Below are 24,971 nucleotides of genomic sequence, written 5' to 3' on the forward strand. Positions count from 1 at the left end.
TATGTGTGAAATACAAAAAACGATAGAAATAGTTTTTTGCGTGGAGTTTGGCGTGGATTTTTGTGCGTAAAAAGCCAAATAAAAGAGAAGGCTGCCCTGACGGGTGGCCTTTTTTGTTTTACGGCTGTGATGGATTGTTTTGGAGCCAGCTACAAATGAAATCTGCAATTTGTTCAGGTTGATTAATATCTAATTGCTTTACAGTGATATCTATCGGTTCATCACTTGCCAAAGCAATAACATATTCATCAATCAAATCTGTGTAAGGCTTTCCTACCGCTTCTCGATAGAGGGCAATTTTATTGATTGGCTCATGTTTAAAACCTTCAACCAATATTAGATCGATAGTTGCAGCATCCAACCTGTTGGCAAGATAGTGTAGATCCAATGGTTTTTGTTCTGGTGTTTCTGTCATTAATGCCCAACGGCAATCACTAGCAACCAGGGTTTGATGTGCACCGGCCTTACGCAGCTCATAACTATCCTTACCTGGCGTATCAATTTCCATATTGTGATGTGTATGTTTAATCAGACCTACCCGGATTTGCCGCTGTTGTAATAAAGGAATTAGGCTTTTGAGTAATGTTGTTTTACCTGTACCACTGTATGCAGCAATCCCTAACAGTGGTGGTGTTTTGCGGCTCATAATTCTCCTCTTTTACTCTGTTCCCATAAGTCACAGTCTGCGGGAGTATTTAGGTTGCTGAATTGATCTCTTTTCCCACGGAATATTATGGGTTGAGCATTAACTCTATCCATAAATATCATTAGCTTGCGGTCACCTTTTGCCAAATATTCCGCAAGCAGTGATTTAAGGCCAACATGCATTAGCGCTAATGTTGGGTGTGCTCGCTCGCCATCGTGAACATAAGCCGCCAGTGCTTGCTGCTTTCCTTGCCAAAGTTGAGACACTAAATTGCTTGGAAGCGTTGGAACGTCGCAAGGGGCAAACACAACCCATTCAGTATCTGAATAGCTCAACCCTGCATGCATACCCGCCAATGGCCCGACAAAGCCGGTAATGATATCGCTAACGACGGGTATTCCACTAGCTTGATACAACTCTTGATTACGATTAGCATTAATAAGGAGATCGTTAACCTGAGGTTTTAATCTATCTATGACATATTGAAACAATGGTTTATCGCGAAGAAGAGTCAGTCCTTTATCATTGCCTCCCATTCGGGAAGAACGGCCTCCTGCAAGAATAACGCCTGTAATATTGGGCTGCATTTCTATCACTCCGTTGCATTCAATTCACAGACGAATTGTATCTTTAAATAGCAGGATTGGTCAGGATTTACTTTTATTGACAATAGGCTCTCTTTCCCTGTGTGAATATCCCTGCTACTTTGTCAGCATATTTTTAAATAGGATAAATTTGCTATGAAATGCCATCGTGTTAATGAACTGATAGAGCTTTTACATCCAGCCTGGCAACAAGAACCCGATTTAAATTTGGTGCAGTTTTTAAAAAAGTTGTCAGATGAAGCTGGTTTTGAAGGTGAATTATCAGATCTCACGGACGATATTCTTATTTATCATCTGAAAATGCGCGGTTCAGCATCGACAGAAGTGATTCCTGGTCTGAAAAAAGATTACGAAGAAGACTTTAAAACCGCCATATTGCGTGCCCGTGGCATCATTAAAGATTAGTCATACTCCTTGTCTGCGTAGATAGGGCTTTGATGATACTATTTCTTATTCTCAGCGAGCCGCTGTCACTTACATAGACTGAATGTTGTTATGAACAGCTCTGCTTTTAATTTTCAGACATTGTCACCTGACCTGATTATGGATGCCCTCGAAGGTGTGGGGGTGCGGGTAGATTCAGGATTAACTGCACTCAATAGTTATGAAAACCGTGTTTATCAGTTTATGGACGAAGATCGTAAGCGATACGTGGTGAAATTCTACCGCCCTGAGCGCTGGAGCAGCGAGCAAATCCTGGAGGAACATCAGTTCTCGCTTGATTTGGCAGAGTCTGAAATCCCGGTGATAGCCCCATTGCAGCTCGATGGGCGTACCTTGCATACTCATGGTGGCTTTTTCTTTACTGTTTTTCCGAGCGTTGGCGGGCGTCAGTATGAAATCGATAACCTTGATCAATTAGAGTGGGTTGGGCGCTATCTAGGCCGAATTCATCAGGTGGGCAGTGATGCTTTGTTTGTCGCTCGCTCAACGATAGGGATTGAGGAGTATCTGACAGAACCACGCCAATTGCTGGCCAGCAGCGAATTGGTGCCAGCAAAACAGCGAGACAAATTTCTGGCAGCAACTGATCTGCTGATTAGTACCATCAAGCAGTATTGGCATACAGATTGGCAACCATTGCGGTTACATGGTGACTGCCACCCAGGCAATATTTTGTGGCGCGATGGGCCGATGTTTGTCGATTTGGATGATGCTCGAAATGGCCCGGCGGTTCAGGATCTTTGGATGTTGTTACACGGCGAGCGCAGTGAGCAACTGATCCAGCTAGATATCTTGCTAGAAGCTTATAGTGAGTTTGCTGATTTTGATCAGCGAGAACTTGCACTCATTGAACCGTTACGCGCGATGCGGATGGTTTATTACCTTGCATGGGTCGCCAGACGTTGGCAGGACCCGGCATTTCCTAAAAGTTTTCCGTGGATGGCGGAGTCTGATTTTTGGTTACAGCAGACTGCATCATTTACAGAACAGGTTAAGCTGTTGCAGGCACCCCCTTTGCAGCTGATGCCAATGTACTAAAGCTAAGATAATGGAGATTCTTATAGTATGAAAAATGTATGGTTAGCACTCGTTGGCATGGTGATGGCATTCAGTGCATCGGCTGCACAATTTACTGATGGTACCCAGTACCAGACGTTAAATAAACCGGTAACCGGTGAGCCCCAAGTTTTAGAGTTTTTCTCTTTCTATTGCCCGCACTGCTACCAGTTTGAAGAGGTTTACCATGTTCCTCAAGCGGTAAAGAAAGCACTGCCGGAAGGGACTAAAATGACTCGCTACCATGTTGAGTTCCTTGGCCCATTGGGCAAGCAATTAACTCAAGCATGGGCTGTTGCTATGGCATTGGGTGTTGAAGAGAAAATCACTCCATTGATGTTTGAAGGTGTACAGAAAACACAAACGGTACAAACCCCTGATGATATCCGTAATGTCTTTATCAAAGCAGGTGTGAGTGGTGAAGACTATGATGCAGCATTAAACAGTTTTGTAGTTAAATCTCTGGTTGTTCAGCAGCAAAAAGCAGCTGAAGACTTAGAACTACGTGGTGTACCAGCCATGTTTGTTAATGGCAAATATATGATTAAAAACGATGGCATGGATACCAGCTCAATGGATACCTATGTTAAACAGTATGCAGATGTCGTTAAGTTCCTGCTGACTCAGAAATAATAGTATAAAAGAGGGGCTGGATTTTATTAGCCCCTCTTTCCGTTATCAAATATCCGCACACTTCAAATCTGTTTCTATCCCACTATAAAAACATCATGTTATCTAATGTGATAGCCACTCTTCCGAATGCCGATATTTATTAGTCTTAATGTTGTTTTTGATTGGGTTATCTATTCCAGTGATAGGTTATCGCCAATATTTAAGGTACAAAAAGATAAAAATAAGTTTGCGTGAAGGAATAAAAAATCTGTGCCAATAAATTTACGATAAGTAAAATTAACGGACCTTTTAAGGGTAACTGAATAAGTAATATCCACAATTCAGATAACGAAATAATGACAATAGAATAAGAAAGTAATAACCATAACCATATGATTATTAAGATATAAAATATTAATCTATAAAACAAGAGCCAAAAGATATAATCTGCTCATGTTTTTACTCACAAAGTTATCCACAAGCTGGATCTTTAAGATCACCATGTAAAAATGCTCTCTTCCGCACAACAATGGACGCTAAAATTCGTCTCTTGCTGCGAGCTATGGCATTCTTAGCGTCAGACCTTGATGAATAAAGATGAAGAAACTCTATGGCCCAGATTGCAGAAAACCCATTAATCCTCGTAGACGGTTCCTCTTACCTCTATCGTGCTTACCATGCTTTTCCGCCGCTAACCAACAGCAAGGGCGAGCCAACGGGCGCGATGTATGGCGTGTTGAACATGTTGCGCAGTCTGTTGCTGCAATACCGACCAAGCCATGTCGCCGTAGTTTTTGATGCCAAAGGTAAAACATTTCGTGATGAGCTTTTCGCGGAATATAAGTCTCACCGCCCACCCATGCCCGATGATTTGCGGGCTCAAATTGAGCCGCTTCACCAAATGGTTAAGGCTATGGGGCTACCTCTATTGGTTGTTTCCGGTGTTGAGGCTGACGATGTTATTGGTACTTTGGCACAAGAGGCTGAAAAAGCTGGTCATGCCGTATTAATTAGTACCGGTGATAAAGATATGGCGCAATTAGTTACGCCAAATATCACTCTTATTAATACAATGAATAACGCTATTTTAGGGCCACAGGAAGTATGCGAAAAATATGGCGTACCTCCTGAACTGATTATTGATTTTCTCGCTCTGATGGGTGACTCCTCCGATAATATTCCGGGAGTTCCGGGTGTTGGTGAGAAGACGGCACAGGCTTTATTGCAAGGTCTGGGTGGGCTGGACTCACTATTTAGTAATTTGGATAAGATACCCACGCTGACATTCCGTGGTGCAAAAACGATGTCGGCCAAATTAGAGCAGAATAAAGATGTTGCCTATCTCTCTTATAAATTAGCCACGATTAAAACGGATGTTGAACTGGATGTAACTTGTGATGAGTTGAACGTCTCAGCGCCGGATGATGAGCAATTACATCAATTATTCAGTCGTTATGAGTTTAAGCGCTGGCTCGCGGACGTAGAGGCTGGCAAATGGCTGGATGGCAAAAAAGATAGGCCAACAGCGCAGGCAAGCAATAAAGCTTTTGCTGCACCAGAGTCTGCACCTGTGGCTGAAGTGACTGCCGTGCTCTCACAAGAAAATTATCAGACTATCTTGGATGAAAAATCTTTAAGCGATTGGATTGAGCGGCTTAAAAAGGCAGAAGTTTTTGCTTTTGATACTGAAACTGACGGCCTTGATACTCTCAGCAGTAATTTAATTGGCCTCTCTTTTGCAGTGGCGCCGGGTGAAGCAGCTTACCTGCCATTAGCGCATGATTATTTGGATGCCCCTGCTCAGCTTGATAGGGATTGGGTTCTGGCCCAGCTTAAACCCTTGCTGGAAGATGATAAGGCACTGAAAGTTGGTCAGAATCTTAAGTTTGACCAAAGCATGCTGGCACGTTATGGCATTGATCTGCGTGGTATTGCTTTTGATACCATGTTGGAATCTTATGTTTTAGACAGTGTTGCCGGCAGACATGATATGGATAGCCTGGCGGAGCGCTATCTTAACCATAAGACCATTACTTTCGAAGAGATCGCCGGTAAAGGCAAAAACCAACTCACCTTCAACCAAATTGCGTTAGAGCAAGCTGGGCCTTATGCGGCAGAAGATGCAGACGTTACTCTACAGTTGCACTTGGTGTTGTGGCCGAAGTTACAGCAAAGTGAAGGACTCAAACGGGTATTCCAAGAAATTGAGATGCCGTTACTGCCAATTTTGTCCCGTATCGAGCGGACAGGTGTATTGATTGACCAGAATATATTGGCGGCGCATTCCAAAGAACTGACTATTCGTCTTGATGAGCTGGAAAAACAAGCGCACGAATTGGCTGAAGAGCCTTTTAATCTCGCCTCGCCAAAGCAATTACAGGTTATTTTGTATGAAAAACAAAAACTACCTATCTTGAAGAAAACCCCTGGCGGCGCGGCTTCAACTAACGAAGAGGTGCTGGCCGAGTTGGCGCTGGATTACCCTCTACCGAAGGTTATTCTTGAGTATCGGGGCTTAGCGAAGCTGAAAAGTACCTATACCGATAAACTGCCGTTGATGATTAACCCGGTTTCAGGGCGAGTTCATACCTCTTATCATCAGGCTGTAACTGCGACCGGGCGTTTATCTTCCCGTGATCCTAACTTGCAAAACATTCCGGTGCGAAATGAAGAGGGGCGTCGTATACGTCAGGCCTTCATTGCGCCAGAAGGTTACCGCATCATGGCGGCTGACTACTCCCAGATTGAGCTGCGTATCATGGCTCATTTGTCGCAGGATAAAGGGTTATTGGCAGCATTTGCTGCTGGCAAGGATATCCACCGCGCGACTGCGGCTGAAGTCTTTGGCTTATCACTGGAGAAAGTCACAAACGAGCAACGCCGTAGTGCGAAAGCCATCAACTTTGGTTTGATTTATGGCATGAGTGCATTTGGTTTGGCGCGGCAGCTGAATATTCCTCGTGGGGAAGCTCAGCGTTATATGGATCTCTATTTTGAGCGCTATCCAGGTGTGTTGGAATATATGGAGCGCACCCGAAAACAAGCCGCCGAACAAGGTTATGTCACGACTCTGGATGGCCGTCGCCTCTATTTACCTGATATTCACTCACGTAATGCTACTCGCCGCAAAGCTGCAGAACGTGAAGCTATCAATGCGCCGATGCAAGGGACAGCAGCTGATATTATTAAGCGTGCAATGATTGCAGTGGATGCCTGGTTACAGCAACAACCTGAGCCTTTGGTGCGGGTCATCATGCAAGTACACGATGAATTAGTATTTGAAGTGCATGAGAGTGTGCTGGAAAGCGCCGAACAGAAGATCCGCGAACTGATGGAACAAAGCATGCAACTGGCCGTGCCATTAAAAGTTGATGTCGGTGTGGGTTATAACTGGGATCAAGCTCATTAGTTGTATGGGTAAGTGGTGATAAATAAAGCATTTTATGTAATTAAGCTACATTTAGGCGCGATAATGCGGGGATGATGTGCGCTGAATCGTGACAATTTGTGTAACTATACAACAAAAAATTCTTTTGCCCTGCGAAAAAATGATGTAGAGTTACAGATGTAGGGTACAGAGGTAAGATGTTCTATCTTTCAGACCTTTTACTTCACGTAATCGGATTTGGCTGTATATTAGCCGCCCCAGTCATTTATTGACTGGGGCGTTTTTTATTGGGTCTTTGTCAGAAAATAGGCCAGGAAATGGGCGATATATTGACTGATAGAAAAGCGTCGTTGGGGGGGATTTATCACAAAAAACTGAAGCGAAGGTTCTGGTATTGAGCGATATGACTGCCACTCCTGAAGTAACAGCCCTTGCGGGCTGCACATGGCAATAGGTTATTCGCCTTCTTCGTCGTCATACTCGTCAATCATGACTTCTGGTGGGATTTCGCTGAACCAGGTATCCAGCTTTTCACGCAACTTATCGACACCAATCTTTTTCAATGATGAGAAAGCTTCAACCTGAATATCACCCATAAATGGAATGATAGCTTCTCGTACCATGTTTAGTTGGGCTTTGCGAGCGCCAGATGCCAGCTTATCTGCTTTGGTCAGTAACAGCATAACCGGGGTACCAACGGCGACTGCCCAGGTAATCATCTGCTGATCCAAATCTTTCAGTGGATGACGAATATCCATCAACACAACCAACCCTTTCAGGCAGTTACGTTTCTGTAAATACTCTCCTAATGCGCGTTGCCACTTGAGTTTCATCTCTTCCGGGACTTCGGCATAGCCATAGCCTGGCAAGTCGACCAGACGTACACCCTCAACCACTTCAAATAAGTTAATCAGCTGAGTACGGCCCGGTGTTTTACTGGTTCTGGCCAAACTTTTCTGACCCGTTAATGTATTGAGAGCACTCGATTTACCTGCATTTGAGCGGCCAGCAAATGCCACTTCAATACCTTCATCACGTGGCAGATGGCGAATATCCGGAGCACTGATGACGAAGTGAGTCATGTGATAGTTAAAATTTCTGATAGTCAAAATTTGTCGTCTCCGTGAGAGATAGCTTACATGCAGCGATTATAACTGCATCGGGCCGAAAAAAGGGGGTTTATCTTTTGTCCTCTTTCTACCTGACTTTGTAGAGGCTGAAGTTGTAGAGGGTTCGCGGCGCACTCTCTATCTGTTTTTTTTCGTGAAATTGCAATTTTTGTGAGTTGGCGGTCATTGTCGGAAAAACTAATCGCTTATCATTGAGTGATTGTTAAGAAAAACTTTATTAATAATAGGCTACACTTATCAGCGGTTAATTTGTTTTTATGATTATTTTTTTGAATAAAAACAAATAACTAATTTTTGTAAGCCATGATTTTTAACAGTGCGGGATGTACTGGCAAGGAGCGTAATCACTTAGGAAGAGTGGGATATGCTTAAGGAATGTAATGGATATACTGTGAGCCAGGGATGATACAGGGAGCTTATATAAAAGGATGTTTATGGACACAGGCCGGAGTGCTGGGTGAGTCGCCTTCAGGGTTGGGGGGATGGCAAGGATGGCGAATTGCAGTAGGGAGAAACCAGGACGTTATATCAGTGTAGGGAATGCACAGTAAGGATATCCTTCCGCAGAAGGTGCGAAAAAAGGCGACAGGTTAATCTGCCGCCTTTTTTCTTTCTCTTCTTTCTGCTAGATTCCGGCCCAATCCTATACTCAATAAATTTCAAGATGCAGGAAAGCGGCAAATAAGAGCATCTGCAACTTGGAAGATGACGGGTATATACTCAATCCGATCCCATACTCATTTAAGAGCACAGGTTATGAAGCAACCAAATAAAGCACCACGCGCTGACCGTGCGGCCCCGAAAGGCACCGCAACGCCAAAGCGTCATAAAAAAACCCGTGTAGAGCTTGATATTGAAGCCCGCGAGCGCAAACGTCAGAAGAGACACAGTGGCAATCGCTCAGGAGCGAGAACCAATGTTGAGGGTAGCAATAAAACGGGGTCAACTCAGGCTCAAGAGAAAGATCCGCGTATTGGCAGCAAAGTGCCTGTACCTCTGGTGGTCGAGAGCAAGGCAAAAGCGAAGCCAACCACTAAGCCAGTGGCCAAAGTTGAAGCTAAGCCACGCCTGACGCCGGAAGAAGAGCTAACCAAGCTGGAAAACGATGAGCGTCTGGATGCATTGCTGGACAGACTCGATAACGACGAAGTATTGAGCAAAGAAGACCAGGCTTATGTTGATCTGACGTTAGACCGTATCGATGCCCTGATGGAGCAATTAGGCATTGAACTGGGTGACGACGAAGATGACGAAGAGCGCGAAGAAAAGCCGGAAGATATCTTAAAATTACTGAAGAGTGGTAATCCAAAAGATACATTTTAACGGATGAAGTGGGTGATCCCGATAATAGCCCTACTACTTACATGTTATCTATTGTGGTTATTGGGTAAACTATGGCGGCTGTCGCAACGAAGAAAGCAGTTGCGCAGCGCTTCTGTGGCCAGACAACGAAAACATCTGCCCCCTAACCGGCCCGGTAAGCGAAAATATCGGAAGGAATGAACATGTCTGAAAACGCTATAGTTTGGGATCTGTCCCTGATTCAAAAATATAATTATTCAGGGCCGCGCTATACCTCTTACCCCACCGCCCTTGAGTTTAGTGAAAAATACGATGAATCTGCTTTTCAGCAAGCAGTGAAACGTTATCCACAGCGGCCTTTATCGCTGTATGTGCATATCCCGTTTTGCCATAAGCTTTGCTACTTCTGCGGCTGTAATAAGTTGGTGACACGCCAACAGCATAAAGCTGATGAATACCTGGCGGTTTTGGAAAAAGAGATCCGCCAGCGGGCTGCGTTATTTGCTGGTCGCCAGGTCAGCCAGATGCATTGGGGCGGCGGCACGCCAACTTATCTAAATAAAACACAAATTACTCATTTGATGAATCTGTTGCGTGAAAACTTTGATTTTCTACCCGGCGCAGAGCAGTCAATTGAAGTTGATCCGCGTGAAATTGAGCTGGATGTGCTCGATCATCTGCGTGCTGAAGGGTTTAATCGCCTGAGCATGGGGGTGCAGGATTTCAATAAAGAGGTTCAACGGCTGGTTAACCGTGAGCAAGATGAAGATTTTATCTTTGCACTGATTGCCCGCGCTAAGGCGCTGGGATTTAACTCAACCAATATTGATTTGATTTATGGTTTGCCAAAACAGACGCCAGAAAGTTTTGCTTTTACCCTCAAGCGGGTAGCAGAACTCAACCCTGATCGCTTGAGCGTATTTAATTACGCCCATTTGCCGAGTCTGTTTGCCGCACAGCGTAAAATTAAAGATGCGGATTTGCCAAGTGCCGAGCAGCGACTGGATATTTTGCAACATACCATCAGTTTCTTAACGGAATCTGGCTATCAGTTCATTGGTATGGATCATTTTGCCCGACCAGACGATGAGCTAGCGATTGCCCAGCGTGAAGGTAAATTACATCGTAATTTCCAGGGCTATACCACCCAAGGTGAGAGTGATTTACTTGGTTTGGGGGTTTCTGCCATCAGCATGTTAGGTGACAGTTACGCGCAAAATGAAAAAGATTTGAAGACTTACTATGCCGTTGTCGAACAGCGTGGCAATGCCTTATGGCGTGGCCTGACCATGACTGAAGATGATTGCTTGCGCCGCGACGTGATTAAGACACTGATTTGTAACTTCCAAATCAGCTATCAGCCGATTGAACAGCATTATGGTATTCGTTTCGCTGATTATTTTGCCGAAGATTTTGAGTTGCTCGCCCCCTTTGAACAAGATGGGCTGGTGGAGCGAGATGATAAGAGTATCTGTGTAACTCCGCGCGGGCGTTTACTCATTCGCAATATTTGTATGTGTTTCGATATCTATTTACGTAAACAGGCGCGCAAGCAGCAGTTCTCCCGCGTGATCTAATAAAGTCACCCTCAGTGATGAGGGTGATTGCTAAATAAATTTTATTCCATTCCCAATTCTTTCAACTTACGCGTTAACGTATTTCGGCCCCAGCCTAACAGGCGTGCCGCTTCCTGTTTATGTCCTTGGGTGTGACGTAATGCGGTGGTTAACAGCGTGCGTTCCATTTCTGGTTGCGCTTCTGACAGTAAGTCCTGATGACCAGACCGTAATGCCCGATCTGCCCATTGCGCCAGTAATGTCGACCAATTATCCGGCATCCGTTGGCCGGAAGCATCTGGTGTGCTGGTTTCAAACAGCTCAGAAGGTAAGTCCTGAACCAGTACTTCTTGCCCGGCAGCCATCACGGTCAACCAACGGCAGGTATTTTCCAGTTGGCGTACGTTTCCCGGCCAAGGCAGGCGAGTCAGCGCAACTTCTGTTTCAGGATGCAGGTTCTTGGCTTCGACCCCTAACTCTTTCGCGGCGACTTGTAAGAAGTAGCGCGCCAGACGAGGAATATCTTCACGGCGCTCACGCAGTGGCGGTAAATGCACTCGAATGACATTCAGACGATGGAATAAGTCTTCGCGGAATTTCCCTTCCTGAACCCGTAGCTCCAGATTCTGATGGGTTGCAGCAATGATGCGCACATCCACCTTGACTGGCGCATAACCGCCAACCCGATAGAACTGGCCGTCGGCCAATACGCGCAACAGGCGGGTTTGCACATCCAGCGGCATATCACCAATTTCATCTAAAAACAGTGTGCCGCCATCGGCTTGTTCAAAGCGACCTTGGCGTACCTGATTGGCACCGGTAAATGCACCTTTTTCATGGCCGAACAGTTCGGACTCAATTAAATCTTTTGGAATCGCAGCCATATTCAATGCGATGAAAGGGGCTTTGGCTCGAGGGCTATGGCGATGTAGTGCATGGGCCACTAACTCTTTACCTGTGCCTGATTCGCCGTTAATCAGCACGCTAATAGAGGAGCGCGACAAGCGGCCAATGATGCGAAAAACATCCTGCATCGCAGGTGCTTCGCCGATGATATCAGCCGTCGGGCCACTGGCAGGTTGGGTGCGCGCGGGCTGTTGTTGCTCTTGATAATGGCTGATAGCCCGCTCAACCAGCGCGACCGCTTCATCAATATCAAAGGGTTTGGGCAGATAATCAAATGCCCCTTGTTGGTAAGCGCTAACTGCTGCGTCTAAATCAGAATGTGCTGTCATTATGATGACCGGAAGCATCGGGTGGCGCTGCTTAATTTGTTTTAGCAGTGCTAATCCATCCATGCCGGGCATACGAATATCGGATAACAACACATCCGGGGTTTGCGTGGCAAGAGCATCCAACACCTGATTACCGGTATCGAAAGTTGCGCAGTTTAGGCCCGCTCCAGTCAGTGCGCGTTCAAGCACCCAGCGGATGGAGCTATCGTCATCGACGATCCAGACTATCCCTCGTTGCATAGAAACCTCACTGGCGAATAGGCAGGTAAACCGAGAATTCGGTATGTCCCGGCCAACTGTTAAATTCAATTTTACCCGAATGCTGATCGATAAGACTGCGGGCAATCGACAAACCAAGGCCTGTCCCTCCCTCACGGCCACTGACCATCGGATAGAACACGGTATCTTGTAATTGTGTTGGTACGCCTGGCCCATCATCTTCAATATCAATTCGCGCGGCCAAGCGGTAGCGCACGCCATGCAGTGTTATCTGAAATGCGGTGCGGGTACGAAGTGTTATCGTGCCGCCAGCTTCACCTAAAGCTTGTAATGCATTGCGGGTGATATTGAGCAGCACTTGTTCAATTTGGTCGGGGTCGTGCGCCAGCTCAGGCAAACTGGGGTCATAATCACGGATTAAAGTCACGTTATCCGGTTTTTCCAGTGATACGAGTTGGCAAACCCGTTCAGCAACTTGATGGATGCTTTGTGTTACATGTTGACCAGGCCGCTGTGGGCCTAATAAGCGGTCAACCAAATTACGTAAGCGGTCAGCTTGTTCAATGATGACTTTGGTATATTCCAGTAATGCGGGGTCGGGCAGTGCTTTTGACAATAATTGTGCTGCACCCCGTAAGCCGCCCAATGGGTTCTTAATCTCATGAGCCAACCCACGCACCAAATCTCGTGCGGCGATTTGTTGTGCATGCTGTAGTTGTTCTTGGCTTAGCCGACGTTGATTATCCATCGGTGCCATTTCCAGCAATATGAAACCTTCCGCCAACGATTGTGCGGTGAGCGATAAAATATGCGCCCGGCCATCAACGACCAGTGTGACTTCGTTATCGGTAAAACTTTGTCCAGACGCCAGACTTTCCCTCATTAGCGCCATATTCAGAGAAAAATAGCCTAATAATTCGGGGAGTGGTGTACCAAAAAGTTTACGAGAGCTTTGCGCCAGAAGTTGCTGGGCCGCGGGATTGGCATAATGAATAGCCAGAGAATCATCTAATAGCAGAATGCTATTAATGAGAGAATTGAGGATCTGCCCAGCATCGGGCAGCGTGCCTGTTGCCATTACGCAGACTCCTGCACATTTTTGGTGCATTAATCCTAGCGGTTCAGTCGCAACTGAGCCAGAGGAATGATGACGAAAACGAAAAGTGGAGAAAAAAGCCCATCCGGAGATGGGCCAAAAGTTTCCACGGCAACAAAAAAACGACTAATTAAAATTAAACGCTGTAGTACAGTTCGAACTCAACTGGGTGCGGAGTCATACGAACACGGTCCATTTCTTCTTTACGCAGTTCGATGTAAGCATCGATAGCGTCGTCAGTGAACACGCCACCACGGGTCAGGAACTCGCGGTCTTCGTTCAGTGCAGCCATTGCTTCGTCCAGTGAACCTGCAACTTTTGGAATTTCAGCTTCTTCTTCCGGTGGCAAGTCATACAGGTTTTTGTCCATCGCATCACCAGGGTGAATCTTATTGATGATGCCATCAAGGCCAGCCATCAGCAGAGCTGCGAAGCACAGGTATGGGTTAGCTGCTGGGTCCGGGAAGCGCGCTTCAATACGACGTGCTTTCGGGCTGGCAACCACAGGGATACGGATAGAAGCTGAACGGTTACGGGCAGAATATGCCAACATTACCGGTGCTTCGTAGCCTGGGACCAAACGCTTGTAGGAGTTAGTCGTTGGGTTAGCCAAGGCGTTAATGGCTTTTGCGTGCTTGATGATACCGCCGATATAGAACAGCGCCATTTCAGACAGGCCAGCGTATTTGTCACCAGCGAACAAGTTAGTACCGTTCTTGGACAAAGACATATGGCAGTGCATACCTGAACCGTTATCACCGAACATAGGTTTTGGCATGAAAGTCGCAGTTTTACCGAATGCGTGTGCCACGTTGTGCACCACATATTTGTAAATCTGAATTTCGTCAGCTTTTTTGGTCATGGTATTGAAGCGAGTTGCCACTTCGTTCTGACCGGCTGTTGCAACTTCATGGTGGTGCGCTTCAACTACCAGGCCCATTTCTTCCATGGTCAAACACATGGTAGAACGCAGGTCCTGTGAAGAATCGACCGGAGGAACTGGGAAGTAACCCCCTTTGACTGCTGGACGATGGCCTTTGTTGCCACCTTCGTATTTGGTGCTGGAGTTCCATGCGCCTTCGATATCATCGATAGCAACGTGGGAGCCGCGGATGGAGCTACCAAAACGAACGTCGTCGAACAGGAAGAATTCTGGCTCTGGCCCAAACAATACGGTATCAGCGATGCCAGAAGATTTTAGGAATTCTTCTGCGCGTTTAGAGATAGAACGCGGATCGCGGTCATAACCTTGCAGGGTACCTGGCTCAAGGATGTCACAACGGATAATCAGTGTGGAGTCTTCGAAGAACGGGTCCATAACAGCGGTGCTGGCGTCTGGCATCAGTACCATGTCGGATTCGTTAATGCCTTTCCAGCCACCAATCGAGGAGCCATCAAACATTTTGCCTTCTTCAAAGAAGTCAGCGTTGACCTGATGAGCTGGAATAGTGATGTGCTGTTCTTTCCCTTTAGTATCGGTGAAGCGCAAATCAACAAATTTCACTTCGTGCTCATTCAGCATCGTCAAAACATGTTCAGCGGACATACTTATATCTCCTGGATTTGTCATAGTCGTCGTCGTGGAACGATTACCGTGTTATCCCCTTCGAACTTGAAGTTGCAGGGGTGTTGGCTGCACTCATTCACCCGAATCACTTACCAGAGTAAGCTCATCGGGATTCATTCACTTGCCGCCTACCTGCAACACCAATTTCTTTGGGTATATGATGTTCAGTCATTCATGCTAAAATACATTGCGAAATCTATGCCAACTTTCCAAACCCCCCGTTTATGCCATATCATAGGGGTCTGCTGATATTCAGTATGCACCAGGATAGTTATATTGCACTATTTTGGTGCTTCATTTGCGCTGTTGGGCACTGTATTGGTGCAATAAGAGGCCGGGCGGTTATTTTTGCACCGTGAAAGGGATCACAAACATACCGCCGTTAGGTTGTTTATAAGAGAATTTTGTGATCTTGTTTAGTCCCTCGCCTAATACGTGTACAATAGCGCGCTATTTCTAAATGCCTGAGGCAAAAAAGCTGTGATCGAGAATCTGCGTAACATCGCCATTATTGCGCACGTTGACCATGGGAAAACTACCCTGGTTGATAAGTTGCTACAACAATCTGGTACGTTCGGTGAACGTGCTGAAGCAACTGAACGTGTAATGGACTCCAACGATTTGGAGAAAGAGCGTGGGATAACCATCCTCGCTAAAAACACTGCCATTAAGTGGAAAGACTACCGCATCAACATCGTGGATACCCCAGGACACGCCGATTTCGGTGGTGAAGTTGAGCGTGTAATGTCTATGGTTGACTCTGTGCTGCTGGTTGTCGACGCAATGGATGGCCCGATGCCGCAGACCCGTTTCGTGACCAAAAAAGCTTTCGCTAACGGTCTGAAACCAATCGTGGTAATCAATAAAGTTGACCGTCCGGGCGCGCGTCCTGACTGGGTTGTGGATCAGGTGTTCGACCTGTTTGTCAACCTGGATGCAACCGACGAACAACTGGACTTCCCTATCATTTATGCATCTGCATTGATGGGTATCGCGGGTAATGACCACAATGATATGGCGGAAGACATGACCCCGCTGTATCAAGCCATCGTTGACCATGTGTCACCGCCACAAGTTGAGGTTGAAGCACCGTTCCAGATGCAGATCTCTCAGTTGGATTACAACAACTATGTTGGTGTTATCGGTATCGGTCGTATCAAACGCGGTAAAGTTAAGCCTAACCAGCAAATCACTATCATTGATAGCGAAGGCAAAACTCGTAACGCCAAAGTTGGTAAAGTTCTGACTCACATGGGTCTGGAGCGTATTGAAGCTACCGAGGCTGAAGCTGGCGATATCATTGCCATCACCGGTCTGGGCGAGTTGAACATCTCTGATACCATTTGCGATGTTACTGCTGTTGAAGCTTTGCCAGCACTGTCAGTTGATGAGCCAACCGTAAGCATGTATTTCTGCGTTAACACCTCTCCGTTCTGTGGTAAAGAAGGCAAGTATGTGACTTCACGTCAGATTCTTGACCGCCTGAACAAAGAGTTGATTCATAACGTGGCGCTGCGTGTTGAAGAAACCGAAGATGCTGATGCATTCCGCGTATCTGGCCGTGGCGAACTGCACTTGTCGGTTCTGATCGAAAACATGCGTCGTGAAGGTTTCGAGCTGGCGGTTTCCCGTCCTAAAGTTATCGTCCGTGAAATTGATGGCCGCAAACAAGAGCCGTTTGAAAACGTGACCTTGGACATCGAAGAACAGCACCAGGGTTCAGTCATGCAAGCCATGGGTGAGCGTAAAGCTGACCTGAAAAACATGGATCCAGATGGTAAAGGCCGTGTGCGTCTCGACTACTTGATCCCTGCTCGTGGTCTGATCGGTTTCCGTACTGAGTTCATGACCATGACTTCTGGTACAGGCCTGCTGTACTCCACATTCAGTCACTATGATGATGTGCGTCCAGGCGATATCGGCCAGCGCCAAAACGGTGTACTGATCTCTAACGGTCAGGGTAAAGCTGTTGCGTTCGCATTGTTCAAACTGCAAGACCGCGGCAAGCTGTTCATCGGTCATGGTACAGAAGTGTATGAAGGCCAAATCATCGGTATTCACTCACGTTCTAATGACCTGACTGTAAACTGCCTGACCGGTAAGCAACTGACCAACATGCGTGCATCGGGTACTGACGAAGCAACCACTCTGGTTCCTTTCCTGAAGAAAACTCTGGAACAGGCTCTGGAATTCATCGATGACGATGAATTGGTTGAAGTGACCCCGCTATCTATCCGTATCCGTAAGCGTCACCTGACGGAAAACGATCGTAAGCGTGCAGGTCGTGGTCCTAAAGAAGATTAATTCTTCTTGGTTCCATTGATACTTAGGGCGCGAAAAGCGCCCTGAGTTCTATCCTTTGCCGCCTTCCTGCAATTTGAAATCTGTTTGCTATATTGATTTACGGTAAAATATTATTTTTCCTGACCGACCCCTCCTTTTTCTCCCTCACTCTGTTCAGTTTTCTTTTTTCCCGTTACAGTAAAACTCACCATCTAATTGGGAGAGCGCCATGCTGTATATCTTTGATCTAGGGAATGTGATTGTTGATATCGACTTCAAACGCGTATTGGGTGTCTGGAGTAAATTAAGCAGTGTTCCGTTGGCTACACTGAGTGAGCGCTTTACGATGGGAGAGGTCTTCCAGCAGCATGAGCGCGGTGAAATCAGCGATGAGGATTTTGCCCGTCAGCTAAGTGACGAAATGGGGCTATCGTTGAGTTTCGAACAGTTTGCCGAAGGTTGGCAGGCGGTGTTTGTGGCTTTACGCCCCGAAGTCATCTCGATCATGCAAAAGTTGCGGGCCGAAGGGCACCGAGTGGTGGTGCTATCTAATACTAACCGCCTACATTGCAATTATTGGCCACAGCATTATCCCGAAGTTGCTGCTGCTGCGGATCATATGTATCTGTCGCAAGATTTGGGAATGCGCAAACCTGAAGCCAGAATCTATCAGCATGTGCTGAGTGCAGAGAACATTCCGGCAGAACAAGCAGTGTTCTTTGATGATGTTGAGGCGAATATTGTTGCTGCCAGAATCGAGGGCATTACTGGTATCCACGTCACCGACCGAAAGGTTATTCCAGCTTATTTTTCCTGATAAGTTCTTGCTCAAGGCGTTAATGGGTTAGCCTTAAACATCACGCTAGCCCATAGCCTAAACACCGGTATTGATTGAGAGATAAACATGGCGAGTTTTCTGCGTTTTCGCTTATCTGCATCTTTAAAACCCTACATTACGTTCGGGCGAATGCTTTACACCCGAATAGATAAAGACGGTTTAACCATGCTGGCTGGGCATCTGGCGTATGTGTCATTACTTTCTCTTGTGCCATTGGTCACGGTGATTTTTGCTCTGTTTGCAGCTTTTCCGATGTTTGCTGACATCAGTATAAAATTGAAAGCCTTCATATTTGCCAATTTTATGCCTGCAACTGGCGATATCATCCAAAACTATCTTGAGCAATTTGTTGCCAACTCAAACCGCATGACCGTGGTGGGCACCTGCGGTTTGATTGTGACAGCGCTGTTGTTAATTTATTCTGTCGACAGTGTGCTCAACATTATCTGGCGCAGTAAGGTTCACCGGTCACTGGTATTTTCATTTGCCGTTTATTGGATGGTACTGACATTAGGGCCAATTCTCGTCGGGGCCAGTATGGTGGTCAGCTCGTATCTACTGTCATTGCAATGGCTGGCAAATGCCCAGGTAGACAGCATGATAGATGAAACATTGCGGCTATTTCCGTTGCTGATTTCCTGGGTTTCATTTTGGTTATTGTACAGTGTGGTGCCAACCGTTAGGGTGCCGGCACGAGATGCCGTTATCGGCGCGCTGGTTGCCGCATTATTTTTTGAGTTGGGTAAGAAAGGATTCACGATGTATATCACTCTGTTTCCGTCTTATCAGCTGATTTACGGGGTACTGGCCGTTATCCCAATTTTATTTCTTTGGGTTTATTGGAGTTGGTGCATTGTGTTGTTGGGAGCAGAGATTACGGTCACCTTGGGTGAGTATCGCACGCAACGCCATCAGGCCATCACAGAGAAGAACCCGGGTCAAAGTCAGGAGATGTAAGGCATTATGATTGCGTTGATTCAACGGGCGCTTAGCGCCAATGTCGTGGTTGATGGGGAAGTGGTGGGTGAGATAGGGCCTGGGTTACTGATATTACTCGGTGTTGAACAGCAGGATACCGAGCAAAAAGCACAGCGCTTATGTGAAAAGGTACTGGGTTACCGGGTTTTTAGTGATGAGAACGGCAAAATGAACCTGAATGTTCAGCAAGCTGGGGGCAGTGTGCTGGTGGTTTCACAATTTACACTGGTTGCTGATACCCAAAAGGGCATGAGACCTAGTTTTTCTCGTGGAGCAGCTCCAGCAGAAGCTGACAGGCTTTATCAGTATTTTGTTGCCCAGTGTCACGAGCATGGTGTAAAAACGGAAACGGGATTATTTGCAGCGGATATGAAAGTTAGCCTGGTAAACGACGGCCCAGTGACGTTCTGGTTACAAGTTTAGAGACAGGACTTTGTTCAAGATTGAGGATTATGCCACAGATTTTATTAATAATTTTAACGAGAGAATGCTCCTATGTATCACTTGCGTGTGCCCACAACAGAACAAGAACTTAAAGATTATTATCAATTTCGTTGGGAAATGTTACGCAAGCCGCTACATCAACCGATAGGTTCTGAAAAAGATGCTTATGACGCAATGGCCCATCACCAAATGGTGGTGGATGAGCAGGGTAAACCTGTTGCTATTGGCCGCTTATATATCAATGCCGATAACGAGGCTGCTATTCGCTTTCTGGCGGTAGACCCATCAGTGAGATCAAAGGGGTTAGGGACGTTAGTTGCAATGACATTAGAGTCAGTGGCGCGTCAGGAAGGGGTAAAGCGGGTGGTGTGTAGCGCCCGTGAAGATGCTGTCGATTTCTTTGCCAAGTTAGGTTTCGTCAGTCAGGGAGAGATAACCGCCCCGCAAACCACGCCTGTTCGTCATTTCTTAATGATTAAGCCGGTTGTGACCATGGATGATATTTTGCACCGCCCTGATTGGTGTGGTCAGTTGCAGCAAGCCTGGTACGACCATATTCCATTGAGCGAAAAAATGGGTGTGCGCATTAGTCAATATACTGGCCAGCGCTTTGTCACGACCATGCCGGAAGCCGGTAATCAGAATCCACACCATACCTTATTTGCTGGCAGTCTTTTCTCATTGGCGACCCTGACGGGCTGGGGCTTGATTTGGCTATTACTGCGCGAGCGCCATTTAGGAGGTACTATTATTCTTGCTGATGCCCATATTCGCTACAGTGCACCTGTTACCGGGCGGCCAAGAGCAGTGGCAGAGTTAAGTTCGCTCAGTGGCGATTTGGATAGATTGGCCCGTGGCCGTCGTGCCAGAGTACAGCTGGATGTAAATTTATTTGGTAATGAAGAGGCCGGTGCGGTGTTTTCAGGAACATATATGGTCCTACCTGTCGATGTTGACAGTGATGGGGTTAACTAATTTTTATTATGCCCGTTCATTAATAACCCATGAGCGGGTAGTTTGGTGAATTATATATTCCTTTCTTTAGTTAATATAAATACGATGATATATGTATTCCATAATGTTTCAGATTTATTTCTTAAATTCTTTCCCAATATATAAAGCAGTAAATAGAGTAAATAATACACTGGACTATATGCGGGAATAGTTATTTAATCACTCACTGCAAATGTTAATTTTAGAATATTAACGAGTAATATATTGTTTAATATTAGTATGGGAGTTTAATTTTTAGATTATACAATTTAATTGAATGATATTTGTAACCTTATAAATAAGGAGAATTTAAATGAATAAAGATTGGCATAGACAAGAAATATTAGCTGCTATACGTAAAAGGAAAGGTTCACTTTCAGCATTATCAAGAGACAGTGGTCTATCTTCAGGAACACTGGCTAATGCATTAACACGTCCGTGGCCCAAGGGTGAAATGATCATCGCAGAAGCGATCGGGATTACGCCACAAGAAATATGGCCAAGTAGATTTATCGATTATCGTGGATGTAGCATTATTAGAAGAATAAGGAAAGTTTAAATAGGAGGTACAATGGAAGCATCACTATTCAATTCACTTCAATTACTCATAAGATTCTGGGAAAACAGCTCTGAACCTTGGGGGGTAAAAGATAATCAATCAAGATATGTTTATGCAAATAATAGATTACATAGGCTATTAGCTTTACCTGATAAGTTTAATATGGAAGGACGAACAGATGGTGAGCTTCCTACCCCAATATCAGAATTCCAACCTGAATATCAGGAGCATGACCGTAAAGTTAAGTTACTGCAAGATCGTATAACCTCGATTGAAATACAAGCATGGGATGGGGGTTCATTTTTTCAGCCTTATTTTGTTGATAAATATCCACTTATAGATGAACATGGAGTATCACAAGGTATTATTTGTCATGGTAGATCAGTAGATGATGTAGTATTAACACATTTAAATAAGATAAAAATACCCATATCACTTATTTTAACTCCGCCATCAGAACTTTTTTCAAAAAGAGAGTGGGAGGTGCTATTTTATATCCTGCATTCATTCTCAAGTATAGAGATTGCGAAGAAACTCCATTTATCCTCCAGAACAGTCGATAATATTACGCAGAAAATATATAAGAAGACTGGGGTTTCCAGTCGACAACAGATGGTGGATTATTGTTATGAAAAGAAAATCAATAATTACATTCCTCAAAGCTTCTTCGAATACTCAGGTTCATTCCCATTAGTGTGCCACTACTAAAGGATAATTCAAATTCAACAGGAGGATATCATGGGCGAAACTCTAAAAAACCAACTGGAAATACTGATAAGATTTTGGGAGCGAAGTTCAGAGCCGTGGGAAGTAAAGGATAGTCAATCAAGGTATATTTATGCGAATCCTAGAGCTCATAGATTTTTTTCCTTACCTGCTAAGTATAATATCGAAGGACGATTAGATGGTGATTTACCTTCTCCAATAGCACCGTTTCAGGATGAATTTCAGCGGCAGGACAGGCAGGTAGAACTATTACAAGACTGTATCACCTCGGCTGAAATTCATTTATTTGATGGGAAGTCCTATTTAACCCCTTTTTTCTGTGATAAATATCCATTAATAGATGAACATGGTAAATCCCAAGGAGTTATTTGTCATGCCAGGCCAGTTCACTATTTAATGTTAACTCGTTTAAATGAAATAAAAGTACCTACGTCACTGATGTTCACTCCGCCCTCAGATTTATTCACCAAAAGAGAGTGGGAAGTCTTATTTTATATTTTACACTCATTCTCAAGTAAAGATATCGCTAGAAAAATTCACTTATCACCTAGATCAATCAGCAATATTATTCAAAACATCTACAGAAAAGCCGGTGTTTCCAACAAGCAGCAGATGGTGGATTATTGTTATGAAAATAAGATCATTAACTATGTTCCTCAGAGCTTCTTCGAATACTCAGGTTCATTCCCATTAATGGAAGGATAATATCAATGTAACAGGAAAATATAATATGGATAACGTGCTGAAGAACCAACTGGAAATAATGATAAGATTTTGGGAGCGCAGTTCAGAACCTTGGATGGTAAGAGATAATCATTCAAGAGTTATTTATTCAAATCCTAGAAATCGTAAATTCTTAGGCTTACCGGATCAGTATAATTTGGAAGGGCGGCTCGATGGAGAGATGCCAACGCCAATGGCAGAGTTTCAGGATGAATTTCAGCGACAGGACAGGAAGGTAGAATTATTACAAGACTGTATAACCTCGGCTGAAATACATTTAGTTGATGGAGCGTCTTATTTAACACCTTTTTTTAGTGATAAATATCCATTAATAGATGAAAATGGTATATCTCAGGGAGTTATTTGTCATGCCAGGCCAGTTCACTATTTAATGTTAACTCGCTTAAATAAGATAAAAGTACCTACGTCACTGGTGTTCACTCCACCATCAGATTTATTCACCAAAAGAGAATGGGAAGTGTTATTTTATACTTTGCACTCATTCTCAAGTAAAGATATCGCCAGAAAACTTCACTTATCACCTAGATCAATCAGCAATATTATTCAAAACATCTACAGAAAAGCCGGCGTCTCCAGTAAGCGGCAGATAGTGGACTATTGCTATGAAAATAAAATTAGTAATTATGTTCCTCAAAGTTTCTTCGAATATTCTAAGTCTTTCCCCCTTATATAGACGTCTCTTTACGCCGATTACGTTCTATTTCACGTGATCGGCGGTTTGTGTTCAGAGTCATTGCTGACAAAGCTTGGAAGCACTGTTTATGTTCGCTTACTGCCCCGCTACGCCATGCACCTCGCCGTTTTGCATCGTTTGATTAACTTGCTGCCCGTGGCTGTCAGTGGCTTGTAGAGAGCCATTAATAGTGGGTTTCAATGGCTTATCTGCTGTCAGGTTACCTGATATCCGTAATTTCAGATTACCAAGCCCTTGTAACGGTAAGGCTGACCAGCCCCAGTTTTGTAAGATATTAAGGTCGACAGATCGGCCTGTCAGCGCAAGGGATAACGCTCTGCCAGGTGTTTGATCAATAGTAGCGGTGGCTTCCAGTAACCCCTCTTTGGTGAACGCACTTAAATCACTAACCGTAATCTGCTGTTCATTGGCGCTCAAAGCCAATGATGGGCGACGGACATCATTTTTATTAAAAGTCGCATTCCCTGCATTTAGCATCAATGAGCCGGACCACATTCCCCATTGGTGATTTTTAGCCAGCAGCAAATTAGTCCCCGCAGCATCCAGCGACGTAATTTGGAACGGGAAGTCCGGGCTGATATCAATCAATAAGTTACGGTTAGCATTCAACTTACTGACATAGACCTCAGACAACCAATTTGGCAGCGTTTGTTGCCATTGCTGCTTCCAGTCTGTGGGTAGGGTATAAACCAGTGCCACCAGTGTTAGCTCATCAAGTTGTAGGCGGTGGCTATCACGCTGCCAGTTACCTTGAGTTCTTAACAGACCATCCTGCCAACGAGTGGAGAACTGATTGATTGCCACCCCAGGCGGTGACAATGTAAATGTCGCGATTGGGTCAATCAGATGAATATTACCTTTAATAATGTCACCAGCATTAAGGGATAATTCGCCTTCGTCACTTTGCCAGTCGCCTTGCTTAAACGTGATATTTTTCAGCGTGAGATCTAAATCATTAAATGCCCAGTTTTTCCCTTCAACACGCGCATCAATTAAATCAAATCGTTTTAGTGTGATAGGAGGGAGCTGTAAAAATGTATTCCAGACATCTTCTAATGACGCGGGAGTTTGTAGACGGATATTACTCAAGCGCAGGCGGTCGACCAGCCAACTTCCGTCAGCTGATTGACTGGCATTCCCAGTCAGTTCCCCTTGCGCAATATCAGCCCCAAAATTACTCAAAGTCAGGGCGTTTTTCTGTATTGAGCCTTGTAGATAAAGTTTTTCGGCTGTGATGCCATTAATAGTCAAAGAGCCAGCACTAAACTGAAATTGAGCATTTTCACCCAGGCTATTACCGGGCAGTGGCTGCCAAGGGATCAATCCACCAGTGACTTGCTGACCTGTCACTTTCCACTGGTCTGCCTTATTTTGCGGTTCAATAGTGGTATTCAGCGCCATATTGGTCAGCCTCAAAGTATCAGCCTGCAAGGGTAGCGGTGAGGTGCTGTTATTGAGCGTTAAGCTTCCATTTTGCAAGTTAAGGCTGAGAAAATGACGAGGCTCAGTCAGTTGCCGCCAACTCAGACCCAATACGGCCTGCTGGGCAATAAGAAACGCGGGTTGCTTGGCCCGTCCTAGTGTGACATCAGTAAAGCTGACTTGCCCAGGTTGGGACCATGAGTGATCTATTTTCCCCAGAGAGAGGCGATATTCGCTGTTATCACTCACCCAGCGGCTTAGCCAACCGGCAGCCCAGCTGGTCTGAAGCAGTACATAGCACAGCACTATCGACAGCACTAGTAGCAGTAATAACGTTAGCAGCACTTTCCCGAGAAATTTCATCCGGTATTTCCACGCCTGTCTGTATACGGAACTCTGTTTATGCCGCAAATCGTCCATTAGCTCAATAGACA

22 protein-coding genes are annotated in these 24,971 nt (G+C 45.2%); 15 read left to right on the plus strand and 7 right to left on the minus strand.

What is annotated here, in order from left to right:
• Nucleotides 1-118 precede the first annotated feature (118 nt).
• Both mobB and mobA read right to left on the minus strand, forming a co-directional pair.
• Nucleotides 119-646: a molybdopterin-guanine dinucleotide biosynthesis protein MobB gene (mobB, locus tag QSV56_RS19520; RefSeq protein ID WP_050160959.1), complete on the minus strand. Its 528-nt coding sequence runs from the start codon at nucleotides 644-646 to the stop codon at nucleotides 119-121.
• On the minus strand, nucleotides 643-1,233 hold the full coding sequence (mobA, locus tag QSV56_RS19525; protein ID WP_050132126.1) for a molybdenum cofactor guanylyltransferase MobA: 591 nt from the start codon (nucleotides 1,231-1,233) through the stop codon (nucleotides 643-645). Before mobA ends, mobB begins: the two co-directional genes overlap by 4 nt.
• Nucleotides 1,234-1,386: 153 nt before the next feature.
• Here mobA and QSV56_RS19530 point away from each other — a divergent pair, with 153 nt between their 5' ends.
• The 4 genes from QSV56_RS19530 (at nucleotide 1,387) to polA (ending at nucleotide 6,772) form a co-directional block, all read left to right on the plus strand.
• The gene (locus QSV56_RS19530) at nucleotides 1,387-1,656 is read left to right on the plus strand and encodes a YihD family protein (protein ID WP_046049938.1); all 270 of its coding nucleotides are present in this window, start codon (nucleotides 1,387-1,389) and stop codon (nucleotides 1,654-1,656) included.
• A gap of 90 nt (nucleotides 1,657-1,746) precedes the next feature.
• Nucleotides 1,747-2,733, plus strand: a complete 987-nt coding sequence (locus QSV56_RS19535; protein ID WP_019084375.1) for a serine/threonine protein kinase — start codon at nucleotides 1,747-1,749, stop codon at nucleotides 2,731-2,733.
• A gap of 27 nt (nucleotides 2,734-2,760) precedes the next feature.
• Nucleotides 2,761-3,384, plus strand: a complete 624-nt coding sequence (gene dsbA, locus QSV56_RS19540) for a thiol:disulfide interchange protein DsbA (protein WP_019080347.1) — start codon at nucleotides 2,761-2,763, stop codon at nucleotides 3,382-3,384.
• 589 nt (nucleotides 3,385-3,973) lie between these two features.
• Nucleotides 3,974-6,772: a DNA polymerase I gene (polA, locus tag QSV56_RS19545; RefSeq protein ID WP_046695619.1), complete on the plus strand. Its 2,799-nt coding sequence runs from the start codon at nucleotides 3,974-3,976 to the stop codon at nucleotides 6,770-6,772.
• Between the two features lie 434 nt (nucleotides 6,773-7,206).
• Here polA and yihA read toward each other — a convergent pair whose 3' ends face one another.
• A complete protein-coding gene (gene yihA / locus QSV56_RS19550) occupies nucleotides 7,207-7,860 on the minus strand; it encodes a ribosome biogenesis GTP-binding protein YihA/YsxC (RefSeq protein ID WP_005165058.1) in 654 nt (217 codons plus the stop codon).
• 777 nt (nucleotides 7,861-8,637) lie between these two features.
• Here yihA and yihI point away from each other — a divergent pair.
• Together yihI and hemN are read left to right on the plus strand one after the other, a co-directional pair.
• Entirely contained in the window at nucleotides 8,638-9,204 is a 567-nt protein-coding gene (yihI, locus tag QSV56_RS19555) for a Der GTPase-activating protein YihI (protein ID WP_005175758.1), read from the plus strand.
• Nucleotides 9,205-9,386: 182 nt separating this feature from the next.
• Entirely contained in the window at nucleotides 9,387-10,760 is a 1,374-nt protein-coding gene (hemN, locus tag QSV56_RS19560) for an oxygen-independent coproporphyrinogen III oxidase (RefSeq protein ID WP_046049941.1), read from the plus strand.
• A 41-nt stretch (nucleotides 10,761-10,801) separates the two neighbouring features.
• Here the strand turns inward: hemN and glnG are convergent, their stop codons facing one another.
• The 3 genes from glnG to glnA all read right to left on the minus strand — a co-directional run bounded on the left by glnG (nucleotide 10,802) and on the right by glnA (nucleotide 14,835).
• Nucleotides 10,802-12,214 carry a nitrogen regulation protein NR(I) gene (glnG, locus tag QSV56_RS19565; RefSeq protein WP_005165052.1) on the minus strand — a complete coding sequence of 471 codons (1,413 nt, stop codon included), beginning with the start codon at nucleotides 12,212-12,214 and terminating at the stop codon, nucleotides 10,802-10,804.
• A 7-nt stretch (nucleotides 12,215-12,221) separates the two neighbouring features.
• Nucleotides 12,222-13,271: a nitrogen regulation protein NR(II) gene (glnL, locus tag QSV56_RS19570; protein WP_019080343.1), complete on the minus strand. Its 1,050-nt coding sequence runs from the start codon at nucleotides 13,269-13,271 to the stop codon at nucleotides 12,222-12,224.
• A gap of 154 nt (nucleotides 13,272-13,425) precedes the next feature.
• Nucleotides 13,426-14,835, minus strand: a complete 1,410-nt coding sequence (glnA, locus tag QSV56_RS19575) for a glutamate--ammonia ligase (protein ID WP_004392048.1) — start codon at nucleotides 14,833-14,835, stop codon at nucleotides 13,426-13,428.
• Between the two features lie 501 nt (nucleotides 14,836-15,336).
• On the opposite strand from glnA, the gene typA reads away from it, so the two are divergent.
• The 9 genes from typA (at nucleotide 15,337) to QSV56_RS19620 (ending at nucleotide 23,094) form a co-directional block, all read left to right on the plus strand.
• On the plus strand, nucleotides 15,337-17,160 hold the full coding sequence (gene typA / locus QSV56_RS19580) for a ribosome-dependent GTPase TypA (protein ID WP_019080342.1): 1,824 nt from the start codon (nucleotides 15,337-15,339) through the stop codon (nucleotides 17,158-17,160).
• A gap of 208 nt (nucleotides 17,161-17,368) precedes the next feature.
• Entirely contained in the window at nucleotides 17,369-17,956 is a 588-nt protein-coding gene (gene yihX, locus QSV56_RS19585) for a glucose-1-phosphatase (RefSeq protein ID WP_005175743.1), read from the plus strand.
• Between the two features lie 87 nt (nucleotides 17,957-18,043).
• Complete coding sequence (locus tag QSV56_RS19590) at nucleotides 18,044-18,934, plus strand: virulence factor BrkB family protein (RefSeq protein WP_050164628.1); 891 nt, start codon at nucleotides 18,044-18,046, stop codon at nucleotides 18,932-18,934.
• 6 nt (nucleotides 18,935-18,940) lie between these two features.
• On the plus strand, nucleotides 18,941-19,378 hold the full coding sequence (gene dtd / locus QSV56_RS19595; protein ID WP_019080340.1) for a D-aminoacyl-tRNA deacylase: 438 nt from the start codon (nucleotides 18,941-18,943) through the stop codon (nucleotides 19,376-19,378).
• Nucleotides 19,379-19,450: 72 nt separating this feature from the next.
• Nucleotides 19,451-20,374 carry a fatty acid biosynthesis protein FabY gene (gene fabY / locus QSV56_RS19600; protein WP_019080339.1) on the plus strand — a complete coding sequence of 308 codons (924 nt, stop codon included), beginning with the start codon at nucleotides 19,451-19,453 and terminating at the stop codon, nucleotides 20,372-20,374.
• A gap of 331 nt (nucleotides 20,375-20,705) precedes the next feature.
• Entirely contained in the window at nucleotides 20,706-20,951 is a 246-nt protein-coding gene (locus tag QSV56_RS19605) for a helix-turn-helix transcriptional regulator (RefSeq protein WP_019080338.1), read from the plus strand.
• 12 nt (nucleotides 20,952-20,963) lie between these two features.
• The gene (locus QSV56_RS19610; RefSeq protein ID WP_046695616.1) at nucleotides 20,964-21,659 is read left to right on the plus strand and encodes a helix-turn-helix transcriptional regulator; all 696 of its coding nucleotides are present in this window, start codon (nucleotides 20,964-20,966) and stop codon (nucleotides 21,657-21,659) included.
• 30 nt (nucleotides 21,660-21,689) lie between these two features.
• On the plus strand, nucleotides 21,690-22,382 hold the full coding sequence (locus QSV56_RS19615) for a helix-turn-helix transcriptional regulator (protein WP_046695615.1): 693 nt from the start codon (nucleotides 21,690-21,692) through the stop codon (nucleotides 22,380-22,382).
• Between the two features lie 25 nt (nucleotides 22,383-22,407).
• Nucleotides 22,408-23,094 (plus strand): helix-turn-helix transcriptional regulator, encoded by a 687-nt coding sequence (locus QSV56_RS19620; protein WP_050329184.1) that lies wholly within the window; start codon nucleotides 22,408-22,410, stop codon nucleotides 23,092-23,094.
• 96 nt (nucleotides 23,095-23,190) lie between these two features.
• Here QSV56_RS19620 and QSV56_RS19625 read toward each other — a convergent pair whose 3' ends face one another.
• The gene (locus QSV56_RS19625) at nucleotides 23,191-24,900 is read right to left on the minus strand and encodes an AsmA family protein (protein WP_301213414.1); all 1,710 of its coding nucleotides are present in this window, start codon (nucleotides 24,898-24,900) and stop codon (nucleotides 23,191-23,193) included.
• Between the last annotated feature and the right edge of the window lie 71 nt (nucleotides 24,901-24,971).

It is taken from the genome of Yersinia sp. 22-579 (genome assembly GCF_030433455.1).
Lineage (GTDB): Bacteria > Pseudomonadota > Gammaproteobacteria > Enterobacterales > Enterobacteriaceae > Yersinia > Yersinia enterocolitica.

What these genes read in the sequence shown, in the direction of transcription:
- QSV56_RS19530 (WP_046049938.1), top strand. Translation starts at nt 1,387, where the DNA reads ATGAAATGCCATCGTGTTAATGAACTGATAGAGCTTTTACATCCAGCC.
- QSV56_RS19615 (WP_046695615.1), top strand. Translation starts at nt 21,690, where the DNA reads ATGGGCGAAACTCTAAAAAACCAACTGGAAATACTGATAAGATTTTGG.
- yihX (WP_005175743.1), top strand. Translation starts at nt 17,369, where the DNA reads ATGCTGTATATCTTTGATCTAGGGAATGTGATTGTTGATATCGACTTC.
- hemN (WP_046049941.1), top strand. Translation starts at nt 9,387, where the DNA reads ATGTCTGAAAACGCTATAGTTTGGGATCTGTCCCTGATTCAAAAATAT.
- QSV56_RS19605 (WP_019080338.1), top strand. Translation starts at nt 20,706, where the DNA reads ATGAATAAAGATTGGCATAGACAAGAAATATTAGCTGCTATACGTAAA.
- polA (WP_046695619.1), top strand. Translation starts at nt 3,974, where the DNA reads ATGGCCCAGATTGCAGAAAACCCATTAATCCTCGTAGACGGTTCCTCT.
- QSV56_RS19535 (WP_019084375.1), top strand. Translation starts at nt 1,747, where the DNA reads ATGAACAGCTCTGCTTTTAATTTTCAGACATTGTCACCTGACCTGATT.
- yihI (WP_005175758.1), top strand. Translation starts at nt 8,638, where the DNA reads ATGAAGCAACCAAATAAAGCACCACGCGCTGACCGTGCGGCCCCGAAA.
- QSV56_RS19620 (WP_050329184.1), top strand. Translation starts at nt 22,408, where the DNA reads ATGGATAACGTGCTGAAGAACCAACTGGAAATAATGATAAGATTTTGG.
- glnG (WP_005165052.1), bottom strand. Translation starts at nt 12,214, where the DNA reads ATGCAACGAGGGATAGTCTGGATCGTCGATGACGATAGCTCCATCCGC.
- glnL (WP_019080343.1), bottom strand. Translation starts at nt 13,271, where the DNA reads ATGGCAACAGGCACGCTGCCCGATGCTGGGCAGATCCTCAATTCTCTC.
- QSV56_RS19610 (WP_046695616.1), top strand. Translation starts at nt 20,964, where the DNA reads ATGGAAGCATCACTATTCAATTCACTTCAATTACTCATAAGATTCTGG.
- mobA (WP_050132126.1), bottom strand. Translation starts at nt 1,233, where the DNA reads ATGCAGCCCAATATTACAGGCGTTATTCTTGCAGGAGGCCGTTCTTCC.
- QSV56_RS19625 (WP_301213414.1), bottom strand. Translation starts at nt 24,900, where the DNA reads ATGAAATTTCTCGGGAAAGTGCTGCTAACGTTATTACTGCTACTAGTG.
- mobB (WP_050160959.1), bottom strand. Translation starts at nt 646, where the DNA reads ATGAGCCGCAAAACACCACCACTGTTAGGGATTGCTGCATACAGTGGT.
- dsbA (WP_019080347.1), top strand. Translation starts at nt 2,761, where the DNA reads ATGAAAAATGTATGGTTAGCACTCGTTGGCATGGTGATGGCATTCAGT.
- QSV56_RS19590 (WP_050164628.1), top strand. Translation starts at nt 18,044, where the DNA reads ATGGCGAGTTTTCTGCGTTTTCGCTTATCTGCATCTTTAAAACCCTAC.
- dtd (WP_019080340.1), top strand. Translation starts at nt 18,941, where the DNA reads ATGATTGCGTTGATTCAACGGGCGCTTAGCGCCAATGTCGTGGTTGAT.
- fabY (WP_019080339.1), top strand. Translation starts at nt 19,451, where the DNA reads ATGTATCACTTGCGTGTGCCCACAACAGAACAAGAACTTAAAGATTAT.
- glnA (WP_004392048.1), bottom strand. Translation starts at nt 14,835, where the DNA reads ATGTCCGCTGAACATGTTTTGACGATGCTGAATGAGCACGAAGTGAAA.